Annotated in this window: 17 protein-coding genes and 1 pseudogene; 14 read left to right on the plus strand and 4 right to left on the minus strand. The window is 71.9% G+C overall.

All coding sequences use genetic code 11. The features are described from left to right. Positions 1–55: 55 nt before the first annotated feature. From IE317_RS00555 to mptB, 5 genes are all read left to right on the plus strand, one after another. Positions 56–1,888, plus strand: a complete 1,833-nt coding sequence (locus tag IE317_RS00555) for an ABC transporter substrate-binding protein (RefSeq protein ID WP_191306022.1) — start codon at positions 56–58, stop codon at positions 1,886–1,888. Positions 1,889–1,891: 3 nt separating this feature from the next. Next, on the plus strand, positions 1,892–2,917 hold the full coding sequence (locus IE317_RS00560) for an ABC transporter permease (protein WP_191306023.1): 1,026 nt from the start codon (positions 1,892–1,894) through the stop codon (positions 2,915–2,917). Continuing rightward, positions 2,914–3,810, plus strand: coding sequence for an ABC transporter permease (locus IE317_RS00565; RefSeq protein ID WP_191306024.1), 897 nt, complete (start codon positions 2,914–2,916; stop codon positions 3,808–3,810). The genes IE317_RS00560 and IE317_RS00565 overlap by 4 nt, the downstream gene beginning before the upstream one ends. Beyond that, on the plus strand, positions 3,807–5,459 hold the full coding sequence (nikE, locus tag IE317_RS00570) for a nickel ABC transporter ATP-binding protein NikE (RefSeq protein ID WP_191306025.1): 1,653 nt from the start codon (positions 3,807–3,809) through the stop codon (positions 5,457–5,459). Before IE317_RS00565 ends, nikE begins: the two co-directional genes overlap by 4 nt. Positions 5,460–5,533: 74 nt before the next feature. Then, positions 5,534–7,069 (plus strand): polyprenol phosphomannose-dependent alpha 1,6 mannosyltransferase MptB, encoded by a 1,536-nt coding sequence (gene mptB / locus IE317_RS00575; RefSeq protein WP_191306026.1) that lies wholly within the window; start codon positions 5,534–5,536, stop codon positions 7,067–7,069. Positions 7,070–7,124: 55 nt separating this feature from the next. Here mptB and IE317_RS00580 read toward each other — a convergent pair whose 3' ends face one another. From IE317_RS00580 to IE317_RS00590, 3 genes and pseudogenes are all read right to left on the minus strand, one after another. After that, the gene (locus IE317_RS00580; RefSeq protein WP_191306027.1) at positions 7,125–7,526 is read right to left on the minus strand and encodes a TIGR03668 family PPOX class F420-dependent oxidoreductase; all 402 of its coding nucleotides are present in this window, start codon (positions 7,524–7,526) and stop codon (positions 7,125–7,127) included. After that, on the minus strand, positions 7,523–8,422 hold the full coding sequence (locus tag IE317_RS00585) for a S66 peptidase family protein (RefSeq protein ID WP_191306028.1): 900 nt from the start codon (positions 8,420–8,422) through the stop codon (positions 7,523–7,525). Before IE317_RS00585 ends, IE317_RS00580 begins: the two co-directional genes overlap by 4 nt. Continuing rightward, positions 8,419–10,337, minus strand: a pseudogene (locus IE317_RS00590) (prolyl oligopeptidase family serine peptidase). Before IE317_RS00590 ends, IE317_RS00585 begins: the two are co-directional and overlap by 4 nt. 77 nt (positions 10,338–10,414) lie before the next feature. On the opposite strand from IE317_RS00590, the gene IE317_RS00595 reads away from it, so the two are divergent. The 7 genes from IE317_RS00595 (at position 10,415) to IE317_RS00625 (ending at position 15,974) form a co-directional block, all read left to right on the plus strand. Continuing rightward, on the plus strand, positions 10,415–10,993 hold the full coding sequence (locus tag IE317_RS00595) for a DUF3090 domain-containing protein (RefSeq protein WP_013226500.1): 579 nt from the start codon (positions 10,415–10,417) through the stop codon (positions 10,991–10,993). 2 nt (positions 10,994–10,995) lie between these two features. Continuing rightward, entirely contained in the window at positions 10,996–11,793 is a 798-nt protein-coding gene (locus IE317_RS00600; protein WP_191306029.1) for an SCO1664 family protein, read from the plus strand. Continuing rightward, positions 11,778–12,665, plus strand: a complete 888-nt coding sequence (locus IE317_RS00605; protein WP_191306030.1) for an aminoglycoside phosphotransferase family protein — start codon at positions 11,778–11,780, stop codon at positions 12,663–12,665. The genes IE317_RS00600 and IE317_RS00605 overlap by 16 nt, the downstream gene beginning before the upstream one ends. 51 nt (positions 12,666–12,716) lie before the next feature. Then, positions 12,717–13,532 (plus strand): DUF3097 domain-containing protein, encoded by an 816-nt coding sequence (locus IE317_RS00610; RefSeq protein ID WP_191306031.1) that lies wholly within the window; start codon positions 12,717–12,719, stop codon positions 13,530–13,532. Between the two features lie 84 nt (positions 13,533–13,616). Beyond that, positions 13,617–14,051 (plus strand): NfeD family protein, encoded by a 435-nt coding sequence (locus IE317_RS00615; RefSeq protein WP_191306032.1) that lies wholly within the window; start codon positions 13,617–13,619, stop codon positions 14,049–14,051. Next, entirely contained in the window at positions 14,048–14,536 is a 489-nt protein-coding gene (locus IE317_RS00620) for an SPFH domain-containing protein (RefSeq protein WP_191306033.1), read from the plus strand. The genes IE317_RS00615 and IE317_RS00620 overlap by 4 nt, the downstream gene beginning before the upstream one ends. A 16-nt stretch (positions 14,537–14,552) precedes the next feature. Continuing rightward, positions 14,553–15,974, plus strand: a complete 1,422-nt coding sequence (locus IE317_RS00625; protein ID WP_415306202.1) for an SPFH domain-containing protein — start codon at positions 14,553–14,555, stop codon at positions 15,972–15,974. A gap of 60 nt (positions 15,975–16,034) precedes the next feature. On the opposite strand, the gene IE317_RS00630 is transcribed toward IE317_RS00625, so the two are convergent. Beyond that, positions 16,035–17,369, minus strand: a complete 1,335-nt coding sequence (locus tag IE317_RS00630; protein ID WP_191306034.1) for an MFS transporter — start codon at positions 17,367–17,369, stop codon at positions 16,035–16,037. A 164-nt stretch (positions 17,370–17,533) separates the two neighbouring features. Here IE317_RS00630 and IE317_RS00635 point away from each other — a divergent pair, with 164 nt between their 5' ends. Further along, positions 17,534–18,157, plus strand: a complete 624-nt coding sequence (locus tag IE317_RS00635) for an acyl-CoA-like ligand-binding transcription factor (RefSeq protein ID WP_191306035.1) — start codon at positions 17,534–17,536, stop codon at positions 18,155–18,157. Between the two features lie 76 nt (positions 18,158–18,233). Beyond that, positions 18,234–19,757 carry an FAD-dependent monooxygenase gene (locus IE317_RS00640; RefSeq protein WP_191306036.1) on the plus strand — a complete coding sequence of 508 codons (1,524 nt, stop codon included), beginning with the start codon at positions 18,234–18,236 and terminating at the stop codon, positions 19,755–19,757. Positions 19,758–19,763: the final 6 nt, after the last annotated feature.

Raw genomic sequence — 19,763 nt, forward strand, 5'->3', positions numbered from 1 at the left:
CGGTTGTCCCGATATGTGGTTACTTCTCGTCCTTGGGGAGGCTCACAAGCGAACGATGGGGTGGTTTTCGGTGCAGGTGCAACACAGAACCGGGCGTCTGGCCCGCGTGGGCGCGGTCGTCGCGGCCGCGACGCTGGCGGCGATCCCGCTCGCCGTTCCCGCCCAGGCCCAGCAGGGCAAGGTGCTGCGGGTCGCGCTCACCACCGGCATCGACCACCTCAACCCGTTCACCGCGGCGCTCTCGGCCTCCACGCAGATCGGCCGGTTCACCTTCGAGTTCCTGACCATCCCGAACGCGGAGAAGGCCGAAGCCTCGCCCGCGCTCGCGGAGTCGTGGACCCCGTCCCCGGACAAGCTGACCTGGACCTTCAAGATCCGCAGCGGCGTCAAGTGGAGCGACGGGCAGCCGGTGACCGCCAAGGACGCGGCCTTCACCTTCAACCGCATGCTCACCGACGAGAACGCCCGCACCGCCAACGGCAACTACGTCGCCAACTTCGAGACGGTCACCGCCCCCGACGACACCACGCTCGTCATCAAGACCAAGGCCGTCCAGGTCAACATGAACCTGCTCGACGTGCCGATCGTGCCCCAGCACATCTGGGAGCCGATCAAGGACCTCAAGGACCCCTCGACCGACACCCTCGCCATCGCCGGTGTCTCCGACGGCCCCTTCCAGCTCACCGAGTACAAGCCGAACGAGTACGTCAAGTTCAAGGCCAACAAGGACTACTGGCGCGGCGCCCCCAAGGTCGACGAACTGCAGCTGCTGGTGTTCAAGGACACCGAAGCCGCGGTCAACGCGCTCAAGCAGGGCGAAGTCGACGTCATCAACCGGCTCAACCCCAACCAGTTCGCCGCGCTGCAGGGCCAGCAGGGCATCACCACCAACGCCGCCCCCGGCCGCCGCTACGACGAGCTGTCGATCAACTTCGGCGTCACCGACAACGCCAACAACCCGATCGGCGACGGCAACCCGGTCCTCAAGGACATCAACCTCCGCAAGGCCATCACCCAGGCGGTGGACACCCAGGCCATCGTCGACAAGGTCCTCAAGGGCCTCGGCCAGGTCGGCGGCGGCGTCGTGCCCGCCATCTACGCCGACTACCACTGGGACCCCAGCGCCAGCGAGAAGGTCAAGTTCGACCTCGCCGCCGCCAACGCGACCCTCGACCAGGCCGGCTACCCGAAGGGCCCCGACGGCGTCCGCACCGCCCCCGGCGGCGCCAAGCTCGAACTGCGCCTGACCGGCCACGCCAACCGCAGCTACGACCAGGGCGTCGCCCAGTACGTCACCGGCTGGCTCAAGGACATCGGCATCACCGTCAAGCAGGACCTCGTCTCCGACGACGAACTGTCCGACCGCACCGCCGTCGGCAAGTACGACCTCGCCATCGGCGGCTACGGCACCAACCCCGACCCGGACTACGCCCTCTCGCTGCACACCTGCGGCGCGCGTCCCGCCCCGGACGGCAAGGGCGGCAGCACCGACACGTTCTTCTGCGACGCCGCCTACGACGAGCTCTACAAGAAGCAGCTCACCGAAACCGACGACGCCAAGCGCGCCGAGTACGTCAAGCAGGCACAGGCCCGGCTCTACAGCCAGTTCCCGACGATCGTGCTCGACTACCAGAACAGCCTCGAGGCCTACCGCTCCGACAAGTTCTCCGGCTTCACCACCCAGCCGCAGCCCAAGGGCGCCATCCTCGAGCAGACCGGCTACTGGGGCGTCTACGGCGCCACCCCCGCCGGCACCACGAACGCAGCCGACTCCGGCAGCAGCAACACCGTGCTGTGGATCGTCATCGGCGCGGTCGTCGTGGTCGTGCTCGTCGGCGGCGGCATCGTGCTCAGCCGCCGCGGCAAGACCGCAGAGGACCGCGAGTAAGACATGACCACCCCCGACCAGGCCGCGGTGCTCATCGACCCCGACGAGCACCGCGGCGGGACCGGCACGGCCCGGTTCGTCCTCACCAAGATCGCCGAAGCGCTGATCAGCATCGTGCTGGTGATCGTGCTGTTCTTCTTCCTCTTCCGGATGCTGCCCGGCGACCCGGTCGCGGCGATGACCCGCGACCGCGTCACCAGCCCCCAGCAGATCGCCGAACTGCGCGAGAAGATGGGCGTCGACAAGCCCGTCTTCGTCCAGTTCGGCAGCTACTTCTGGAACCTGCTGCACGGCGACCTCGGCGAATCCCGGCTGCTCAACAACGGCCGCCCGGTCGCCGACATGATCGGCGAACGCCTGTGGCCGACCATCCTGCTCGTCGGCAGCGCCACCGTGCTCGCCGTCCTCCTCGGCCTCTGGCTCGGCATCCGCGCCGCCTGGCGCCGCGACAGCTTCTTCGACCGCTCCCAGACCGGGATCGCCCTGACGCTGTGGTCGGTCCCGCAGTTCTGGCTCGGCCTGATGCTGCTCGTGGTGACCGGCGGCCTGTTCCCCAGCCGCGGCATGCACTCACCCGACGCCGCGTCCGACGTCTTCTCCCAGACCCTCGACGTCCTGCACCACCTGGTGCTGCCGTGCGTGACGCTGCTGGCGGTGTTCTACGCCCAGTACATGCTGATCATGCGGTCGTCGCTGCTGGGGGAGATGAACGCCGACTACCTCACCACCGCCCGCGCCAAGGGCCTGCGCGACGACCTCGTCCGCCGCCGCCACGCCGTCCCCAACGCCCTGCTGCCCACCACCACGCTGGTGTTCATGCAGTTCGGCCACGTCCTCGCCGGCGCGGTCACCGTCGAAGCCGTGTTCAGCTGGCCCGGCCTCGGCCAGCTCACCTACGAGGCCCTGCACGGCCCCGACCTGCCGGTGCTCCAAGGCGTCTTCACCGTGCTGGCGAGCGCGGTGGTGCTGATGAACCTGCTCGCGGAACTGCTCTACCGCGTGCTCGACCCCAGGGTGCGTACCTCATGACCACCGCCGAGACACCGCGGCAGATCGCCTGGGCCCGCCGCCGCGCGTCGCTGACCAGGACCTGGCACGAGTTCGCCGGCCAGCGGGCCGCCCTCGCCGGGCTCGTCCTGCTCGGCGCCACCGTGCTCGTCGCCCTGCTCCTGCCGCTGATCAGCGACGAGACCGGCCTCGACGTCACCAAGGCCACCGGGGTACCGCTGTCCCCGCCGAACGCCGACTTCTGGCTCGGCACCGACAACTTCGGCCGCTCGGTGCTGCTCATGACCGTCTGGGGCACCCGGATCTCCCTGCTCGTCGGGTTCTCCGCCGCCCTGCTGTCGGTCGTCATCGGCACCCTGATCGGCATCACCGCCGCCCACTTCGGCGGCTGGGTGTCGGCCACCCTGCTGCGGTTCACCGACTTCTTCCTGGTCCTGCCCTCGCTGATCCTCGCGATCGCGCTCTCGGCCGTGCTGCCGAGGGGCGTCGGCACGATCATCCTCGCCATCGGCCTCACCGCCTGGCCCAGCACCGCCCGGCTCGTCCGCGCGCAGACGCTGACCATCGAGAGCCGCCCCTACATCGAGCGCGCCCACGCCCTCGGCGGCGGCCACCTGCACATCATCGGACGGCACGTGCTGCCCGGCGTGATGCCGCTCGTGCTGGCCAACACCACCCTCGTCGTCGGCAACGCCGTCATCGCCGACGCGACCCTGTCCTTCCTCGGCGCCGGCGACGCCAACTCCGTCAGCTGGGGCAAGGTGCTGGAAGACGCGCTCAACAACGGCGCCATCAGCCGCGGCGCCTGGTGGAACGTGCTCCCGCCCGGCATCGCCATCGTCCTCGTCGTCCTCTTCTTCACCCTGGTCGGCCGGGGCCTGGAGACCGTGTTCAACCCGAGGTTGAAGAAGTGACCACCCCGCTGCTGCAGCTCACCGACCTCAACGTCACCTACGCGGTGGGGGAGAAGGACGTGCCCGCCGTCCGCGGCGTCGGCCTCACCCTCGACCCCGGCGGCACCCTCGGCGTGGCCGGCGAATCCGGCTCCGGCAAGTCCACCGTCGCGATGAGCGTGCTGCGGCTCCTGCCGCGCACCGCGAAGATCACCGGCGAAATCCTCCTCGACGGCGAAGACATCACCACCATGAAGTGGGGCCGGCTGCGCGCGGTCCGCTGGGCCGAGGCGTCGGTGGTGTTCCAGGGCGCCATGCACGCACTCAACCCCGTCCGCAAGATCGGCGAGCAGATCGCCGAACCACTGCGGCTGCACCCGCCCTCGGGTGGGGCCCTCACCGACAGCCAGGTCGACGCCCGCGTCGCCGAACTGCTCACCCAGGTCGACCTGCCCCCGAGCCGGGCCGGTGCCTACCCCCACGAACTGTCCGGCGGGCAGAAGCAGCGCGTCATGATCGCCATGGCCCTGGCCTGCTCGCCCCGGCTGATCATCGCCGACGAGCCGACCACGGCGCTGGACGTCATCGTCCAGGCCCAGGTCCTCGCGCTGCTGTCCAAGCTGGTCGCCGAACAGGGCATCGGGCTGATCATGATCAGCCACGACCTGTCCGTGCTCGCCGCCACCTGCGAACGCATCGCGGTGATGTACGACGGGCAGATCGTCGAAGAAGGCCCCAGCGCCGAAGTGATGGGCTCGCCCCGGCACGAGCACACGCGCGCGCTCGCCGCGGCGTTCCCGACGGTCGGCGACCCGGTGTCCCGCTTCGCCCCGGCCACCAGCAACCCGCTGCCGCCCGAACCCGCCGGCCGGGTCGCGGGCGGAGAGCCGCTGCTGGCCGCGGAGAACCTGCGCGTGTCCTTCCGCGACCGCACCGGCAAGCGGATCGACGCCGTCGCCGGGGTCGACCTCACCGTGTCCCGCGACGAGATCGTGGCCCTGGTCGGGCAGTCCGGCTCCGGCAAGACCACGCTCGCCCGCACCCTGCTCGGCCTGCAGAAACCCGACTCCGGCGTGGTCCGCTACGCCGGGAAACCCGTCCCGGCCTCCGGCGCGGGGCTCAAGGCCTACCGCCGTCAGGTCCAGCTCGTCCTGCAGGACCCGACGAGTGCGCTGAACCCGGCCCACACGGTGTACGAGGCCGTCGCCGAAGGGCCGCGGATCCACCGGCTCGCCGACGAGCGGGACGTCGTCCACCGGGCCCTGGAAGCCGCCGAACTGCGGCCCGCGGAGAAGTACGCCGACCGGCTCCCGCACCAGCTCTCCGGCGGCCAGCGCCAGCGCGTCGTCATCGCCGGGGCGCTGGCGCTCGAACCGTCGGTGGTGGTGGCCGACGAACCGGTGGCGTCCCTGGACGCCTCCGTCCGCGGCGAAATCCTCGCTTTGCTGCTGCGGCTGCGCCGCGAACTCGGCCTCGCGGCGCTGGTGATCACCCACGACCTGGGCCTGGCCTGGAACATCGCCGACCGCGTCGCCGTGATGTACCGCGGGGAGCTCGTCGAAACCGGAACCGTGGAGCAGGTCCTGCTCGACCCGCAGCACGAGTACACGAAGTCGCTGCTGGCCGCCCTGCCGGGCGGCACCGCCCAGCACCGCGCCGTCGGAACCTGATCCCGCCCGCGGCACCCGGGAAACCGGCACTGCGGGAACCCCGCACGAGCGCAGTGTGTAATCTCCGAACGGAAATGGCGACCACCACCGACCCCGCACAGACCCCCTCGACCGGCCTGGCCGAGCGGCTCCGCGTGCCCTCGCGATTCCCCTACCGCACGATCGCGATGGGCACCGTCGGCAGCACCCTGCTGATGATCGCCGCCCTCGGCGCGGGCGGCATCCTGATCTCCGACCCCGTGCTCGGCCACGGCCCGCTCTCCTGGGTCCGCTACGGCCACGGGCGCATGCTCGCCAACGCCGTTCTCTACACCGGCTTCGGCATGGTCGTGTGGGCGTGGGTCCGGCTCGGCCGCTACGTGCTCGCCGGCCGCATCGGCAGCCGCCCGATCCTGGTCGCCGCCGGCTGCTGGATGGCGCCGCTGCTGGTGTCGCCGCCGCTGTTCACCCGCGACGTCTTCTCCTACCTCGGCCAGGGCGCCCAGCTGCTCTACGGCCTCGACCCGTACGCCAACGGCCCGGCCGAGCTCGACGTGCTGCCGAACGTGGTGCAGAACGTCCACCCGCTCTGGCAGACCACCCCGGCCCCGTACGGGCCGCTGTTCCTGCTGATCTCCAAGGGCGTGGTCGCCACCACCGGCGACAACATGATCCTCGGCGTCATCCTCATGCGCGTCGTGCTGCTGGTGGGCCTCGCCGGCACGCTGTGGGCGCTGCCGCGGCTGGTCAAGCACCTCGGCGGCAAGCTCCCGGTCGCCCTGTGGCTCGCGGTGGCCAGCCCGATGATGGTGATCCACCTCTTCGGCGGCCCGCACAACGACCTGATGATGCTCGCGTTCCTCACCATCGGCGTCCTCGCCGCCCTGGAGCGCAAGCACGTCGTCGCGGTCGTCCTGGTCACCATCGGCATGCTGATCAAGCCCACCGCGGCGATCGCGCTGCCGTTCATCGTCTGGATGTGGGCCAACCACCTCACCGGCGAGTCGAAGGTCCGCAACTTCCTGCGCGCCGGCGCCGCGTCGGTGGGCCTGTTCCTGCCGGTGTTCGTCGCGGGCACCTGGATCTCGCTGGGATCGCTCAACCTCGGCTGGTGGTCCGGGCTCAAGGCCCCGCAGCTCATCGCGAACTGGCTCAACATCCCCACCGGCATCGGCGAGGTGTTCTACAACCTGGTCCACCTGATCGTGGACGTCCAGGTCTCGCCGTTCGTGACGGTCGCCCGCGCGGCCGGCATGCTGGTGCTGATCGGCTTCGGCGTCCGCCAGTGGTGGCTCGCCCGCGGCGGCGGCACGGAGGCGGTCTACCGGGCCGGCATCTCCCTGCTGGCCGTGGCGATCCTCATGCCGCCGACCCTCCCGTGGTACCTGACCTGGGGTTTCGTGCTCCTGTCGGCGTTCAAGTGGCAGCCGCGGCACCTGGCGCTGGTGGTGGCCGTGTCGGTGTTCGTGACGCTGGTGTACTACCCGACGGGCGAGCAGGCCCTGTACGACTGGTGGTTCATCGCCGGGGTCGTGCTGGCCAGCCTGTACTCGGCGGCTTCGCTGCTGCGCCCGGACCCGCTCGGCATCATCGACGCCTGGCGCCGCCCGGAAAAGTTCCTCCGCGACTGACCGATCTCCCGCGGCCCTCGTGAGTGGTAAGGCGGGTTGGAACCCGCCTTACCACTCACGACCCGGACCAGCCGCGCCAGGTGTGGACGTCCGTCAGCACCACCGCGTGCTCCGGCGGCCGCTCCGCGTACTGCTCGTACTTCGCCACCAGCCACGAAACGGGCTCGGCACCCGGCGGCAGCACCCGCGCGGTACCGTCCGCGCGGGCCCACCACAGCCGGGACCAGTCCTCGTCGTAGCCGTCGGCCAGGAAGCACACCGCCGGGTTCTCCTCGATGTTGCGCAGCCGTCGCAACGCCGTCGTCGACTTCGGCTTGTGGTCCACCGCGAACACGACCCGGTCACCCCGGACCGCGAACGTCACCGGCACCAGGTGCGGCACGCCCGCCGCCGACACCGTGGCCAGCCGGGCCACCCGCGATTCCGCGAACCGGGCACGGGCCTCGTCCGGGGTCACGTCAGCGCCGGGGCGTCGAACGTGAGCGTCCCCCGGTCCGCGTCCAGCGTCACCGGCACCCCCAGCGGCAGCGTCGGCGACGACGCCACGTGCCCGAACCCGAACTCCTCGACCAGCGGCACCCCCAGCGGCACCAGCCGCTCCACCACCAGCGCCCGCACGTCGGCCGGATCCCCGCACGCCGCCCACGAGCCCAGCACGATCCCGCGGACGCCGTCGAACCAGCCGCTGCGCAGCAGCTGCGTCAGCATCCGGTCCAGCCGGTACACGCTCTCGGTCACGTCCTCCAGCAGCACGATCGCGTCCCGCGCCGACCCGTGTTCCGGCGTCCCGATCCCCGCTGCCAGCAGCGACAGGTTCCCGCCCGTCAGCACCCCCGACGCCCGGCCCGGCACCAGCGCCGAGCCGCCGCGCACCACCAGGGTCCCCTCCGGTTCGAACAACGAACGCCGCAGGTGTTCCTGCGCGAAGTCGTCGAACAGCACGCTCGCCGGCATCGGGGAGAACACTGTGGACAGTCCGAGGTGGACGTCCACCGCGCGGTGCAGCGCCGTGATGTCCGACGACCCGGCCAGCACCTTCGGGCCCGCCGCCCGCAGCGCCGCCCAGTCCACCAGGTCCAGCATCCGCTGCACGCCGTAGCCGCCGCGCGCGGCCAGCACGCACCGCACGCCCGGATCCAGCCACGCCTCGGTGAACTCCGCCGCCCGCGCGGCGTCCGGCGCGGACAAGTACGGCGGCGACCCGGGCGAAGCCTTCACGCACGGCCCGACCCGCACCTCCACGCCCCAGCCGCGCAGCACCGGCAGCGCCTTCTCCAGCAGGTCCGCCGGCACCGGCCCGGCCGGCGCCACCAGGGCGAGGGTGTCCCCGGCCCGCAGCCGCGGCGGCCTCACCGGGACAGCTCCAGCCGCGCCACGCCCGGCGTCTCGAACCCGAACACCTGGCCGTAGAACGACAATTCCGCCTCCAGCGCCGCCACGATCGTCGCCGCCTGCCGGAAGCCGTGCTGTTCCCCGGCGAACCGCTGGTAGGCGTACGGGATCCCGCGCCCGGCCAGCTTCGCCACGAACCGGTCGGCCTGCTCCGGCGGGCAGATCCGGTCCTCCAGGCCCTGCTGGAACAGCACCGGCCCGGCCAGCCCGCCGACGTTCGCCAGCGGCGAACGCTCCAGGTACCGCTGCCGCGTGCCGGGCAGCGGCCCGACCAGCCCGTCGAGGTACCGCGACTCGAAGTCGTGGGTGTCGCCCTCGGTGCCGGTCCACCCGGCCAGGTCCAGCACCGGGTACATCACCGTGCCCGCCCGGTAGGTCTTCGTCGTCGTCAGCGACGCCGCCGCGGTGAACCCGCCCGCGCTGCCGCCGCGGATGCCCAGCCGGTCACCGTCGGCCAGCCCGGCCGCCACCAGCGCCTCGGCCACCGCCACGCAGTCGGCGACGTCCACCACGCCCCACTGCTCCCGCAGCCGCTCCCGGTAGGCGCGCCCGAACCCCGTCGACCCGCCGTAGTTGACCGCCGCGACGCCGATGCCGCGGCTGGTGAAGTACGCGATCTCCAGGTCCAGCTCGGCGAAGTGCTGCCCGGTGGGGCCACCGTGGACGTGCACCAGCAGGGGCGGCCGCTCGCCGTCGGGAGCCGCGAAATCCGGGTCCGCGGCGGGTACAGCACCACCGGCACGGTCTCGCCGTCGGCGGTGGTGAACACCCGTTCCTGCGGCACCGGGAGGAACGCCGAGGGCAGCTCCGGCTGCGGGGTCAGGTCGGTCACCGTGCCGTCGAGGGCCACGCGCACGACGGCGGACTCCCGCGCCGGGCCGCCCGCGACACCGACCACCGCGGCACCCAGAACGGCGAAGCCCGTCGACGACCAGGCCGTCAGCTCGCCGTCCACCGGCGTCACCGAGCCGTCGGCCTGGTCGAGCACCGCCAGCCGCCCGCCGGCGAGCACCGCGTGCCTGCCGCCGCCCAGCGGCGCGAACCACCGCGACCCCGCCTTCCACAGCGGGCCGCCGAGCTCCTGGTCCACCGGCGCGAGGTTCACCACCGACCCGTCCAGGCCGATCCGGTGCAGGTTCCACCAGCCGTCCGGGTCCGCCAGCGCCAGCAGCGCCTCCGGCGTCTCCCACTCGACCTGGCACACCGAGACGTCCACGCCGCCGGCCACCACCCGGTGCGGGCCGAACGCGCCCGCCCCGTCGACCGGCGCCACGCACAGCTCGGTGCCGTCCCACGGCATCCGCGGGTGGTCCCAGCCGAACCAGGCCGCGTGCCGCCCGTCCGGCGACAGCTTCGGCACGGTCAGGAACCGGTGGCTCGCGGCCAGCACCCGCTCACCGCCGCCGTCGACGGCGATCGCGACGAGTTCGCGCTCGATGTCGGTGGGACGCGGGCCGGTGCTGCGCTCGCGGACCGCCCACACCTCGCCCGGCCGCCCGGCCCGCAGATCGCCGTAGCGGACGCTCTGCGGCTGCGCGGGGGACGGCGTGAGCGGCACCACGCCGATTTCGCTCTGCGCGTACACGCGCTGATCGGACCAGTGCGTGAACACCACGACCCCGTCGGCCACCGCCCACGGCCGGCCGCCGTACTCGTGCAGCCGGTTGCGGACGTTCCACGGGGCGGGCAGCACGTCCTCGGTACCGCCCGGCACCGCCCGGACCAGCGCGACCCGGCCCTGCTCACCGGGTCGCCCCTCGGCCCACCACACCTCGCCGGAGACGACGTCGAGCCACTGCGGGCCCCCACCGGCGGCGGCCACCTCGGCGGCGGTGATGGGCGAAGACCACGTTCCGTACGGAGAGATCCGAGACACCCCCCGAGGCTAGCGGCCCGCGAAGAGTGGGGCGGCGGATGCCGATCATGCGCCGGTGGCCTAGGGTCGACAGTGCTATGTCTCGCGTAATCCACGTCTTCCGCCAGCCGGATCGGTTCGTCGCCGGCACCGTCGGCGAGCCCGGCGATCGCACGTTCTACCTCCAGGCGTCGGAGGACGTGCGCACGATCAGCGTCACCATCGAAAAGCAGCAGGTCGTCGTCCTCGCGGAACGGCTGAGCTCGCTGCTGGAGGAGGTCGCCAGCCGGTTCGGCGCCGACGTCCCCGACGACGCGCCCGAGGACCTCGTCGACCTCGACCCCCTCACCGTCCCGGTGGAGGAGGAGTTCCGGGTCGGCACCATGGGCCTGGGCTGGGACGCCGACAGCAGCGCGGTCGTCATCGAGCTGCTCGCCATCACCGAGGGCGAGGTCGACGAAACGGTCGTGCTCGACGACACCGAAGAGGGCCCGGACGCCGTCCGCGTCTTCCTGTCCCCGGCCGCCGCCCGCGCGTTCGCCGAGCGCGCCGACCGCGTCGTCAACGCCGGCCGCAAGCCGTGCCCGCTGTGCGCCGAGCCGCTCGACCCGACCGGGCACATCTGCCCCCGGCAGAACGGCTACCGGCGCGAAACCGACGCGGGCGAAGAAGACTGACCATGGCGAGCACCCCGGCCGACCCCGCCTCCCGCGAACTCGTCACCCACGGCCGCATCGACGTCGAAGGCCGGCTGGTCGACGCCTCCAACGTCACGCTCTTCTGCGCGATCGAACTCGACGGCGTCACCGGCCGGGTCGTCTACAAGCCGGTGTCGGGGGAGCGGCCGCTGTGGGATTTCCCCGACGGCACCCTGGCCGGGCGCGAGGTCGCCACCGCCATCATCGCCGACGCCGCCGGCATCGGCGCGATCCCGCCGACCGTGCTGCGCGACGGGCCGTTCGGCCCCGGCATGGTCCAGCTCTGGGTGGAGACCACCGAGGACGACCTGGTGGAGGTCCTGCCGCCCGACGACGTCCCCGACGGCTGGCGCCCGGTGCTGCACGCCCACGACCGGCTCGGCGAACCCGCGGTGCTGGCCCACGCCGACCACCCCGGCCTGCGCGACCTGGCCGTGCTCGACATCATCGCCAACAACACCGACCGCAAGGGCGGCCACCTGCTGCCCGGTGTCGACGGCCGCGTCTACGGCGTCGACCACGGCATCTGCCTGCACACCGACCCCAAGCTGCGGACGGTCCTGTGGGGCTGGATCGGCGAGCCGGTGCCGCCGGACACCGTCGAGAAGCTGCGCAAGCTCCGCTCGGAGATCGACGGCAGCCTCGGCAAGACCCTCGCCGAGCACATCACCAAGTTCGAGATCCGGGCGCTGGCCGACCGCACCGACGTCCTGCTGGCCGAAGGCATCTTCCCCGCACCCGGCGACGACTGGCGCGCGATCCCGTGGCCGCTGTTCTGATCGACGACGCGGCCCGGGCCCGGCTCACCGACCGCTTCGGCGCGGAGCTGGCCGAGCCGTGGTGCGACACGCTTCCGGACCTGGTGGCCCGCCTCACCGCGAAGTGGGGGCTGACCGTCCGCGAGGCCCGGCCCGGCAACACCGGCCGCACCCTGCTGTGCACCGGTCCCGGCGGCGACCTGCAGGTCCTCAAGCTGACCCCGGACCCGGAAGTCGCCCGGCTGGAGTTCGCCGGACTGAGTGCCTGGGCCGGGTGCTCCCGCGTCGTGCAGATCCTCGACGCCGACCTCGAGGCGAACGCCATCCTCCTCGAAGGCCTGGTCCCCGGTACCGAGCTGACCGGCCGCGAAGTGCCCTGGGCCGAGATCGGCGAACTGCTCACCCAACTGCGCTCCGTCGAGCCTCCCGGGGAGTTCCGGCGGCTCGCCGAGGGCATCGAGTTCATCTTCGACCTCTCCGAACGCCGCCGCCGCGATTCCCCGGCCGCCGCGCACCTGAGCGCCGAGGTGCTGGCGCTGGGGCGTCAGCGCGCGTTGGAGCTGGCCACCAGCGGGCCGGTCACGCTCGTCCACGGCGACCTGCACCCCGCCAACGTCCTCGACGCCGGCCCCGGGCGCGGGGCGGTGGCCATCGACCCGCGGCCCGCACTCGGTGACCCGTCCCTCGACGCCATCGACTTCGTCTACGTCCCGATGACCGCCGGTGGCACCCTCGACGAGGGCATCGCCGCCCTCGCCCCGCACGTCGCGGATTTCGACGCCGAGCGCGTCCGCGCCTGGTGCGTGGCGATGGCGCCGCTGGTCGCGCTGGCGCCGCTGCGCCGCGGCGAGCGGACACCGTTCACCGACGCGGTCCTGGAACTGGCCCGCTGACCGGCGTGGCATGACCCCGCCGCGCGGCCACGGCCACTAGGTTCCCAGGTCGTGCGCTCCCACTCCTATGACGACGTGCTCGCCGGCAAGCGCCGCAAGAAGGTGCCGGAGGTCCCCGCCGAACCCGGCCTGGTCGTCGAGGACCCGGCCAGCGGCTACTGCGGCGCGGTGGTGAAGATCGAGTACGGGAACGTCGTGCTCGAGGACGCCAAGGGCCGTCACCGCGTCTTCCCGCTCGCCCCCGCCGGCTTCCTCCTGGAGGGCAAACCGATCACGCTGGTGCCGTTCAAAGCGCCGGCGAAGGCGCCGGCCCGGCAGATCTCGGCGTCCGGGTCCGTGCGCGTCGAAGGCCTCAAAGCCCGCGTCGCCCGCGACTCGCGCATCTGGGTCGAAGGCAAGCACGACGCCGAGCTCGTCGAACGCGTCTGGGGCCACGACCTGCGCGTCGAAGGCGTCGTCGTCGAACCGCTCGACGGCGTCGACGTGCTCGCCGACCGGATCGCCGAGTTCGGCACCGGTCCCGGCCGCCGCCTCGGCGTCCTGGTCGACCACCTGGTGCCCGGCAGCAAGGAATCCCGGCTCGTCGAAGCCGTCCGCGACGAAAACGTGCTGGTCACCGGCCACCCCTACATCGACGTCTGGGAGGCCGTCCGGCCCGGAGCCGTCGGCATCGAAGCCTGGCCGAAGATCCCGCGCGGGACCGAGTGGAAGCAGGGGATCTGCGACGCGCTCGGCTGGGGGCAACCTTTCGAAGGCTGGCAGCGTGTGCTGAGCGGGGTGAGCAGTTTCCGCGACCTCGAGACCCCGCTCATCGGGGCCGTGGAGCGGCTCATCGACTTCGTCACCGAACCGGGGGAAGAGGGCTGAATGTCCGGATTGTCCAAGGTCACGCGAAGGTCACGTCCGGTCACCGCGCCGGTGCGAACCGGCACGATCTGAGAGCATGAAGCCATGGCTTGGGCACTGGTCTGGTTGATCGTCGGGATCGCCTTGGTGATCGCCGAAGTCGTCTCCGGCGACTTCGTGCTGGTCATGCTGGGCGTCGCCGCGCTGTTCGGCGCGGGAGCCGAGGTGCTCACCGGAAACCTGGTCATCGACGTCGCCGTGTTCGCCGTCGCCTCCGTCGGCATGCTCATGCTGGTCCGCCCCGCGCTCAAGCGGCGCTTCCTCTCCGGGCCCACCCACCACACCGGCATCGACGCGCTGATCGGCGCCCGCGCCGTCGTCCTGTCCACAGTGGATGCCGAGGCGGGCCAGGTGAAGCTGGCCGGCGACGTCTGGTCGGCCCGCAGCCTCGGCGAGCACCTCCCGCCCATCGCCCCCGGTACCCAGGTCACGGTCGTCGAGATCTCCGGCGCCACGGCCGTCGTGTCGGCCGAACCGTGAGCCTGGGACTCGTCGTCGTCGGCGAGGGCCACGCCGCGGTGCTCGAACGCGGCGGGCGGTTCCGCGCCGTCCTCGGCCCCGGCCGCCACGTCGTGCTCCCGTTCGCCGACCGCGTCCGCGCCCGCTTCGACCTCGGCGACCAGCTCCTCAGCGCCCCGCCCCGCCCGGTCGAAGCCGGCGACGGGCAGGAGGTCCACATCGGCTTCGAGGTCGTCTTCGCGATCACCGACCCGCGCCCGGCCACCTACGAAATCGCCCACCCGGCGCTCGCGATCGAGCAGCTGACCCGCACCGCACTGCGGCAGGAAGCCGGCCTGACCACGGCCGAGCGCGCCGTCACCGCGCCGGAGGACCTGCACCGTACAGTGTGGACGGTCCTGCACGACACCACCGGCCGCTGGGGCATCACCACGAAGGAACTGCAGCTCGCGGTGAGCCCGCCGGCTGCACCCGGAACGCCGTCAACCGCGCAAGAATGGTACTAGGTAAGGGGAAAGTCTCTTGACGGGATTCGCGATCGGCTTGGTCATCGCCTTGGTCTTGCTCGTGATCATCACGATAGCCAAGGCGGTCATGGTGGTGCCGCAGGCGCAGTCGGCCGTGATCGAGCGGCTCGGCCGGTTCCGCACGGTCGCCTCGCCCGGCCTCAACATCCTCGTGCCGTTCCTGGACAAGGTGCGCGCCCGGATCGACCTGCGCGAGCAGGTCGTCTCGTTCCCGCCGCAGCCGGTGATCACCGAGGACAACCTGACGGTGTCGATCGACACGGTCGTGTACTTCCAGGTCACCGACTCGCGCGCCGCGGTGTATGAGATCTCCAACTACATCGTCGGTGTCGAGCAGCTGACCACCACCACGCTGCGCAACGTGGTCGGTGGCATGAGCCTCGAGCAGACCCTGACCTCCCGCGACTCGATCAACACCCAGCTGCGCGGGGTGCTCGACGAGGCGACCGGCCGGTGGGGCATCCGCGTGAGCCGGGTCGAGCTGAAGGCGATCGACCCGCCGCCCTCCATCCAGGACTCGATGGAGAAGCAGATGCGCGCGGACCGCGAAAAGCGCGCGATGATCCTCACCGCGGAAGGCCAGCGGGAGTCCGCGATCAAGACCGCGGAAGGCCAGAAGCAGAGCCAGATCCTTTCCGCCGAGGGTGCCCGCCAGGCGACCATCCTCGCCGCCGAGGCCGAGCGGCAGTCCCGGATCCTGCGCGCCCAGGGTGAGCGCGCCGCGCGGTACCTGCAGGCGCAGGGCCAGGCGAAGGCGATCGAGAAGGTGTTCGCCGCGATCAAGGCCGGCCGCCCGACGCCGGAGGTGCTGGCCTACCAGTACCTGCAGACCCTGCCGCAGATGGCCCAGGGCGACGCGAACAAGGTCTGGATGATCCCCAGCGACTACGGCAAGGCCCTCGAGGGCTTCGCCCGCGCACTCGGCGCCCCGGGCGACGACGGCGTGTTCCGGTACGAGCCGCCGAAGGAGGACGACGTCCCGGCCAAGGTGGACCTCGACGACGAAGAGGTCGCCGACTGGTTCGAGACCAAGAGCGACCCGAAGGTCGCCGAAGCCGTCGCGGCCGCAGAAGCGGTGGCGCGCAAAGAGGTCCCGGCGATCGGGGCGCCTTCGTCGCCGTCCGCGCGGCCGTCGATCCCGCGTCCGGCCCAGCAGCAGCCCGAGCCGGAGGCCGACGAGGACCGCGGCACCGAGGTCACGCCCGCGCCCCAGCAGCCCGCGACGCCGAAGGGCGGGCAGCCCGCGCTGCCGCAGCCGCAGGCCCCCGCAGGCCCGCCGCCGGGCCAGTTCCAGGGCCAGCCGCCGCAGGCCCCGCCGCCGGGCCAGTACGGCGGCCCGCAGCAGCAGAACCCGGGCAGCGGTCCGTTCCCGCAGCAGCCCCCGTTCGGCGGTCCCCAGGGCGGCCCGCGCCGCTGACGGTCCAGCAGCACGGCGAAGGCCGCCCACCGGAGTCCGGTGGGCGGCCTTCGTTCCGGTTCAGCGCTGGTAGACGGTGACGTCGTCGATGTCCGCTTTGGACCGGTCGGCCAGGAAGATCACGCACAGCACCGTGACCACCGCGGACAGGATGATGTAGCCGGAGATCGCGTACGGCGTCCCGGTCGTGTGCAGCAGCCACGTCGCCAGCAGCGGCGCCGGCCCGCCCGCGAACACCGACGCCAGCTGGTAGCCCAGCCCCGCGCCGCCGTAGCGCAGGTGCGTCGGGAAGCTCTCGCCGATCAACGCCGCCTGCGGCCCGTACTGCAGGGCGTGCGGGACGAAGGACACGACGACCGCGACGAACACCAGCGCGTGGCTGCCGTGCGCCAGGATGGTGAAGTACGGGAACGCGATCACCCCGGTCAGCACCGCCCCGCACAGGTAGACCCGTTTGCGGCCGAAGGTGTCCGACAGCGCCGAGAACAGCGGGATCAGCGCCAGTTCGCACGCCGCCCCGACGAGGACCGCGTTGAGCACGAAGGTCTTGCTGAAGTCGTGCCGGGACACGACGTAGATCAGCACGTAGCTGGTGAACAGGTAGAACGGCATCTGCTCGCTGAACCGGACCCCGGCCGAGAGCAGGATCTCCCGCCAGTGGTGCCGGATCGCGTCGAGCACCGGCGTGCGGGCGGTCTGCCGGTTCTCGACGAGCTTGGCGAACATCGGCGTCTCGAGGATCTTCAACCGGATCACCAGGCCGACCCCGACCAGCACCAGGCTGAGCAGGAACGGGATCCGCCAGCCCCAGGAGTCGAACGCGGCGGGGGAGAGCGTCGCCGACAGCAGCGTCATCCCGCCGGTGCCCAGCACCAGCCCGACCGGGACGCCGATCTGCGCGAAACTGCCGAGCAGCCCGCGTTTGCGCTGGTCGCCCCACTCCATGGCGAGCAGCACCGAGCCGCTCCACTCGCCGCCGATGGCGATGCCCTGCACCAGCCGCAGCAGCACCAGGAGCAGCGGCGCGGCGATGCCGATCGCCGACGTCCCGGGCAGCATCCCGACCACGCCGGAGGAGATGCCCATCAGCAGCAGCGTGACGATCAGCGTCGCCTTCCGGCCGATCCGGTCGCCCCAGTGCCCGAAGATCGCGGCCCCCACCGGCCGCGCGGCGAACCCGACCGCGTAGGTCGCGAACGACTGCATGGCCCCGGCGTAGGCGCTCGACGCGGGGAAGAACAGGTGCGGGAAGACCAAGGCCGCCGCGGTGTTGTAGAGGAAGAAGTCGTACCACTCGATGGTGGTGCCGATCGAGCTGGCCAGCGCGGCCCGCCGTACCTGCACCTTGCTGTCCGTTGTCACCTTGTGCGTGACGCCGTTGTCTCCCAGAACCATTTCGCAACACCTCCGGTGACCGATGTCACACGACAGTGTGACGCTTGTGGACGCTTTCGGCGATCGATGACTCGCTTCTCGTCCGGTCGGTGGCCCAATGCCCGACAGTGAACTTGCTGACTAGGCAACTTTGCAGATTCTGCAAAGTTCGGTACGGTGAAGCCATGGACACCGACCACACCGGCCTGCGTGAGCGCAAGAAGCAGCAGACGCGCATCGCGCTGAGCTGGGCGGCAATCCGGCTGACCGTCGAACGCGGCTTCGACAACGTCCGGATCGAAGACATCGCCGCCGAAGCCGGGGTGTCCACCCGGACCTTCAGCAACTACTTCGGCAGCAAGGGCGAAGCCATCGTCGCCCGGCACCACGACCGGGCGCGCGCCATCGCCGCGGCGCTGCGTGCCCGTCCGGCCGGGGAACCGATCTGGGACGCCATCACCCACGCCGCGCTGGAGGGGTTCGCCCTGGGTGAACCGGTGCCCGACGGGCAGGCCGCCACCCAGGACTGGGTCGAAGGACTGCGGCTGATGGTCGCCGAACCCACCCTGCAGGGCGAGTTCCAGAAGGCCGGCGCCGCGGCCGAAGCCGAGTTCGCGCTCGCCGTCGCCGAACGCACCGGCACCGACGCCGCCCGGGACGTCTACCCGCGGCTCGTCGCGGGTGTCGTCGGTGCCGCGATCAACGTCGTCACCCAGCAGTGGCTCGTCGCCGACCCGCGGCCGTCCCTCGAAGACGTGCTGCGGGACGTGTTCGGCCGGCTCGCCGCCGGGCTGCCCGAACCCCGCTAGTCCGTCCCGCCGAAGCGCGCCCGCACGCCGGGCTGCTTCGCCGTGCCCGAAAACCCCGAACCCGAGGAGTTCCGCCATGGAAGACGTCGTCATCGCCGGAGCCGGCCCGAACGGCCTCATGCTCGCCTGCGAACTGGCCCTCGCCGGTATCCGGCCGCTGGTCCTGGAACGGCTGCCCGAACCCACCACCGAGAACCGCGCCAACGGGCTCGTCGGCCAGGTCGTCCGCCTCCTCGACCGCCGCGGCCTGCACGAGCGGCTCGCCGGCCCGATCGGGCCGCCCGCACCGGCGTTCGTCTTCGGCGCGATGCGCCTGGACCTCAGCCTCGCCGAGCACAACTCGCTGCACCTCCTCGGCGTGCCGCAACGGCGCGTCGAAGCGATGCTCGACGAGCGCGCCGCCGAACTGGACGTCGAGATCCGGCGTGGCCACGAGCTCACCGGCCTCACCCAGGACGCCGACGCGGTCACCCTCGAGGTCACCGGACCCGACGGCCCGTACCGGATCGGCACCCGGTACCTCGTCGGCGCCGACGGTGGCCGCAGCGTCACCCGCAAGCTCGCCGGCATCGGCTTCCCCGGCGTCACCGAAGACCGCACCCTGTCCTTCACCGCCAACGCCACCGTGCCCGCGGAGTTCGCCGACCCGGAATCGGGCGGCCTGCGCGTCCCGGGCCACGGCGTCATCCCGCCCTTTTTCCACTACCGCACCGAAACCGGCCTGTTCGTCTACGCGCCGTTCCCCGCCGGTCCGCTGATCAGCACCATGGAGTGGACCGACGACGAAGAACCCGCGGACGAGCCGCCGATGACCCTCGGCGACCTGCGCGCGAGCATCCGGCGCGTGCTCGGCTTCGAACTGCCGCTCGGCGAACCCGAGGGCGACGGCCCGCACCTGCTGCGGCGGCTGCGCGGGCGCAACACGCGGCTGGCGGAGAAGTTCCGCGAAGGGCGGGTCCTGCTGGTCGGCGACGCCGCCCACGTCCACTCCGCGATCGGTGGTCCCGGGCTGAACCTCGGCCTGCAGGACGCTGTCGGCCTGGGCTGGAAGCTCGCCGCCACGGTGGGCGGCCGGGCGCCGGCGGGCCTGCTCGACACCTACGAGAGCGAACGCCGCCCGGTGGCCGAGCGGGTCGTCATGCACACCCAGGCCCAGTCCGCGCTGCTGAGCCCGGGCCGCGACGTCACCGCGCTGCGCGAGCTGTTCGGGGAACTCCTCCGGTTGCCCGCGACCGTGCAGCACCTCGCCGACCTGATGTCCGGCGCGGACGTCCGGTACGAGCCGGGCACCGACCACCCGCTCGACGGCCGCTGGGCCCCGGATCTCGTGCTGGCCGACGGGACCCGGCTCGCCGAACTGACCACGACGGCCCGGCCGCTGCTGCTGGACTTCACCGGCTCGCTCGGCGAAGAGCTGCGCGGCTGGACCGACCGGGTCGACCTCGTCTCGGGCCAGGCCGACGCTGACGCGACCGCGCTGCTCGTCCGGCCCGACGGGTACGTCGCCTGGGCCTCCAGCGCCACCGCACCGGACGACACGGAACGCAAGGCCCTGCGCGCGGCCCTCGAACGGTGGTTCGGGCCCCCTCTTGACGCGTAGGAAATC

Source organism: Amycolatopsis bullii (assembly GCF_014654205.1).
Classification (GTDB): domain Bacteria; phylum Actinomycetota; class Actinomycetes; order Mycobacteriales; family Pseudonocardiaceae; genus Amycolatopsis; species Amycolatopsis plumensis.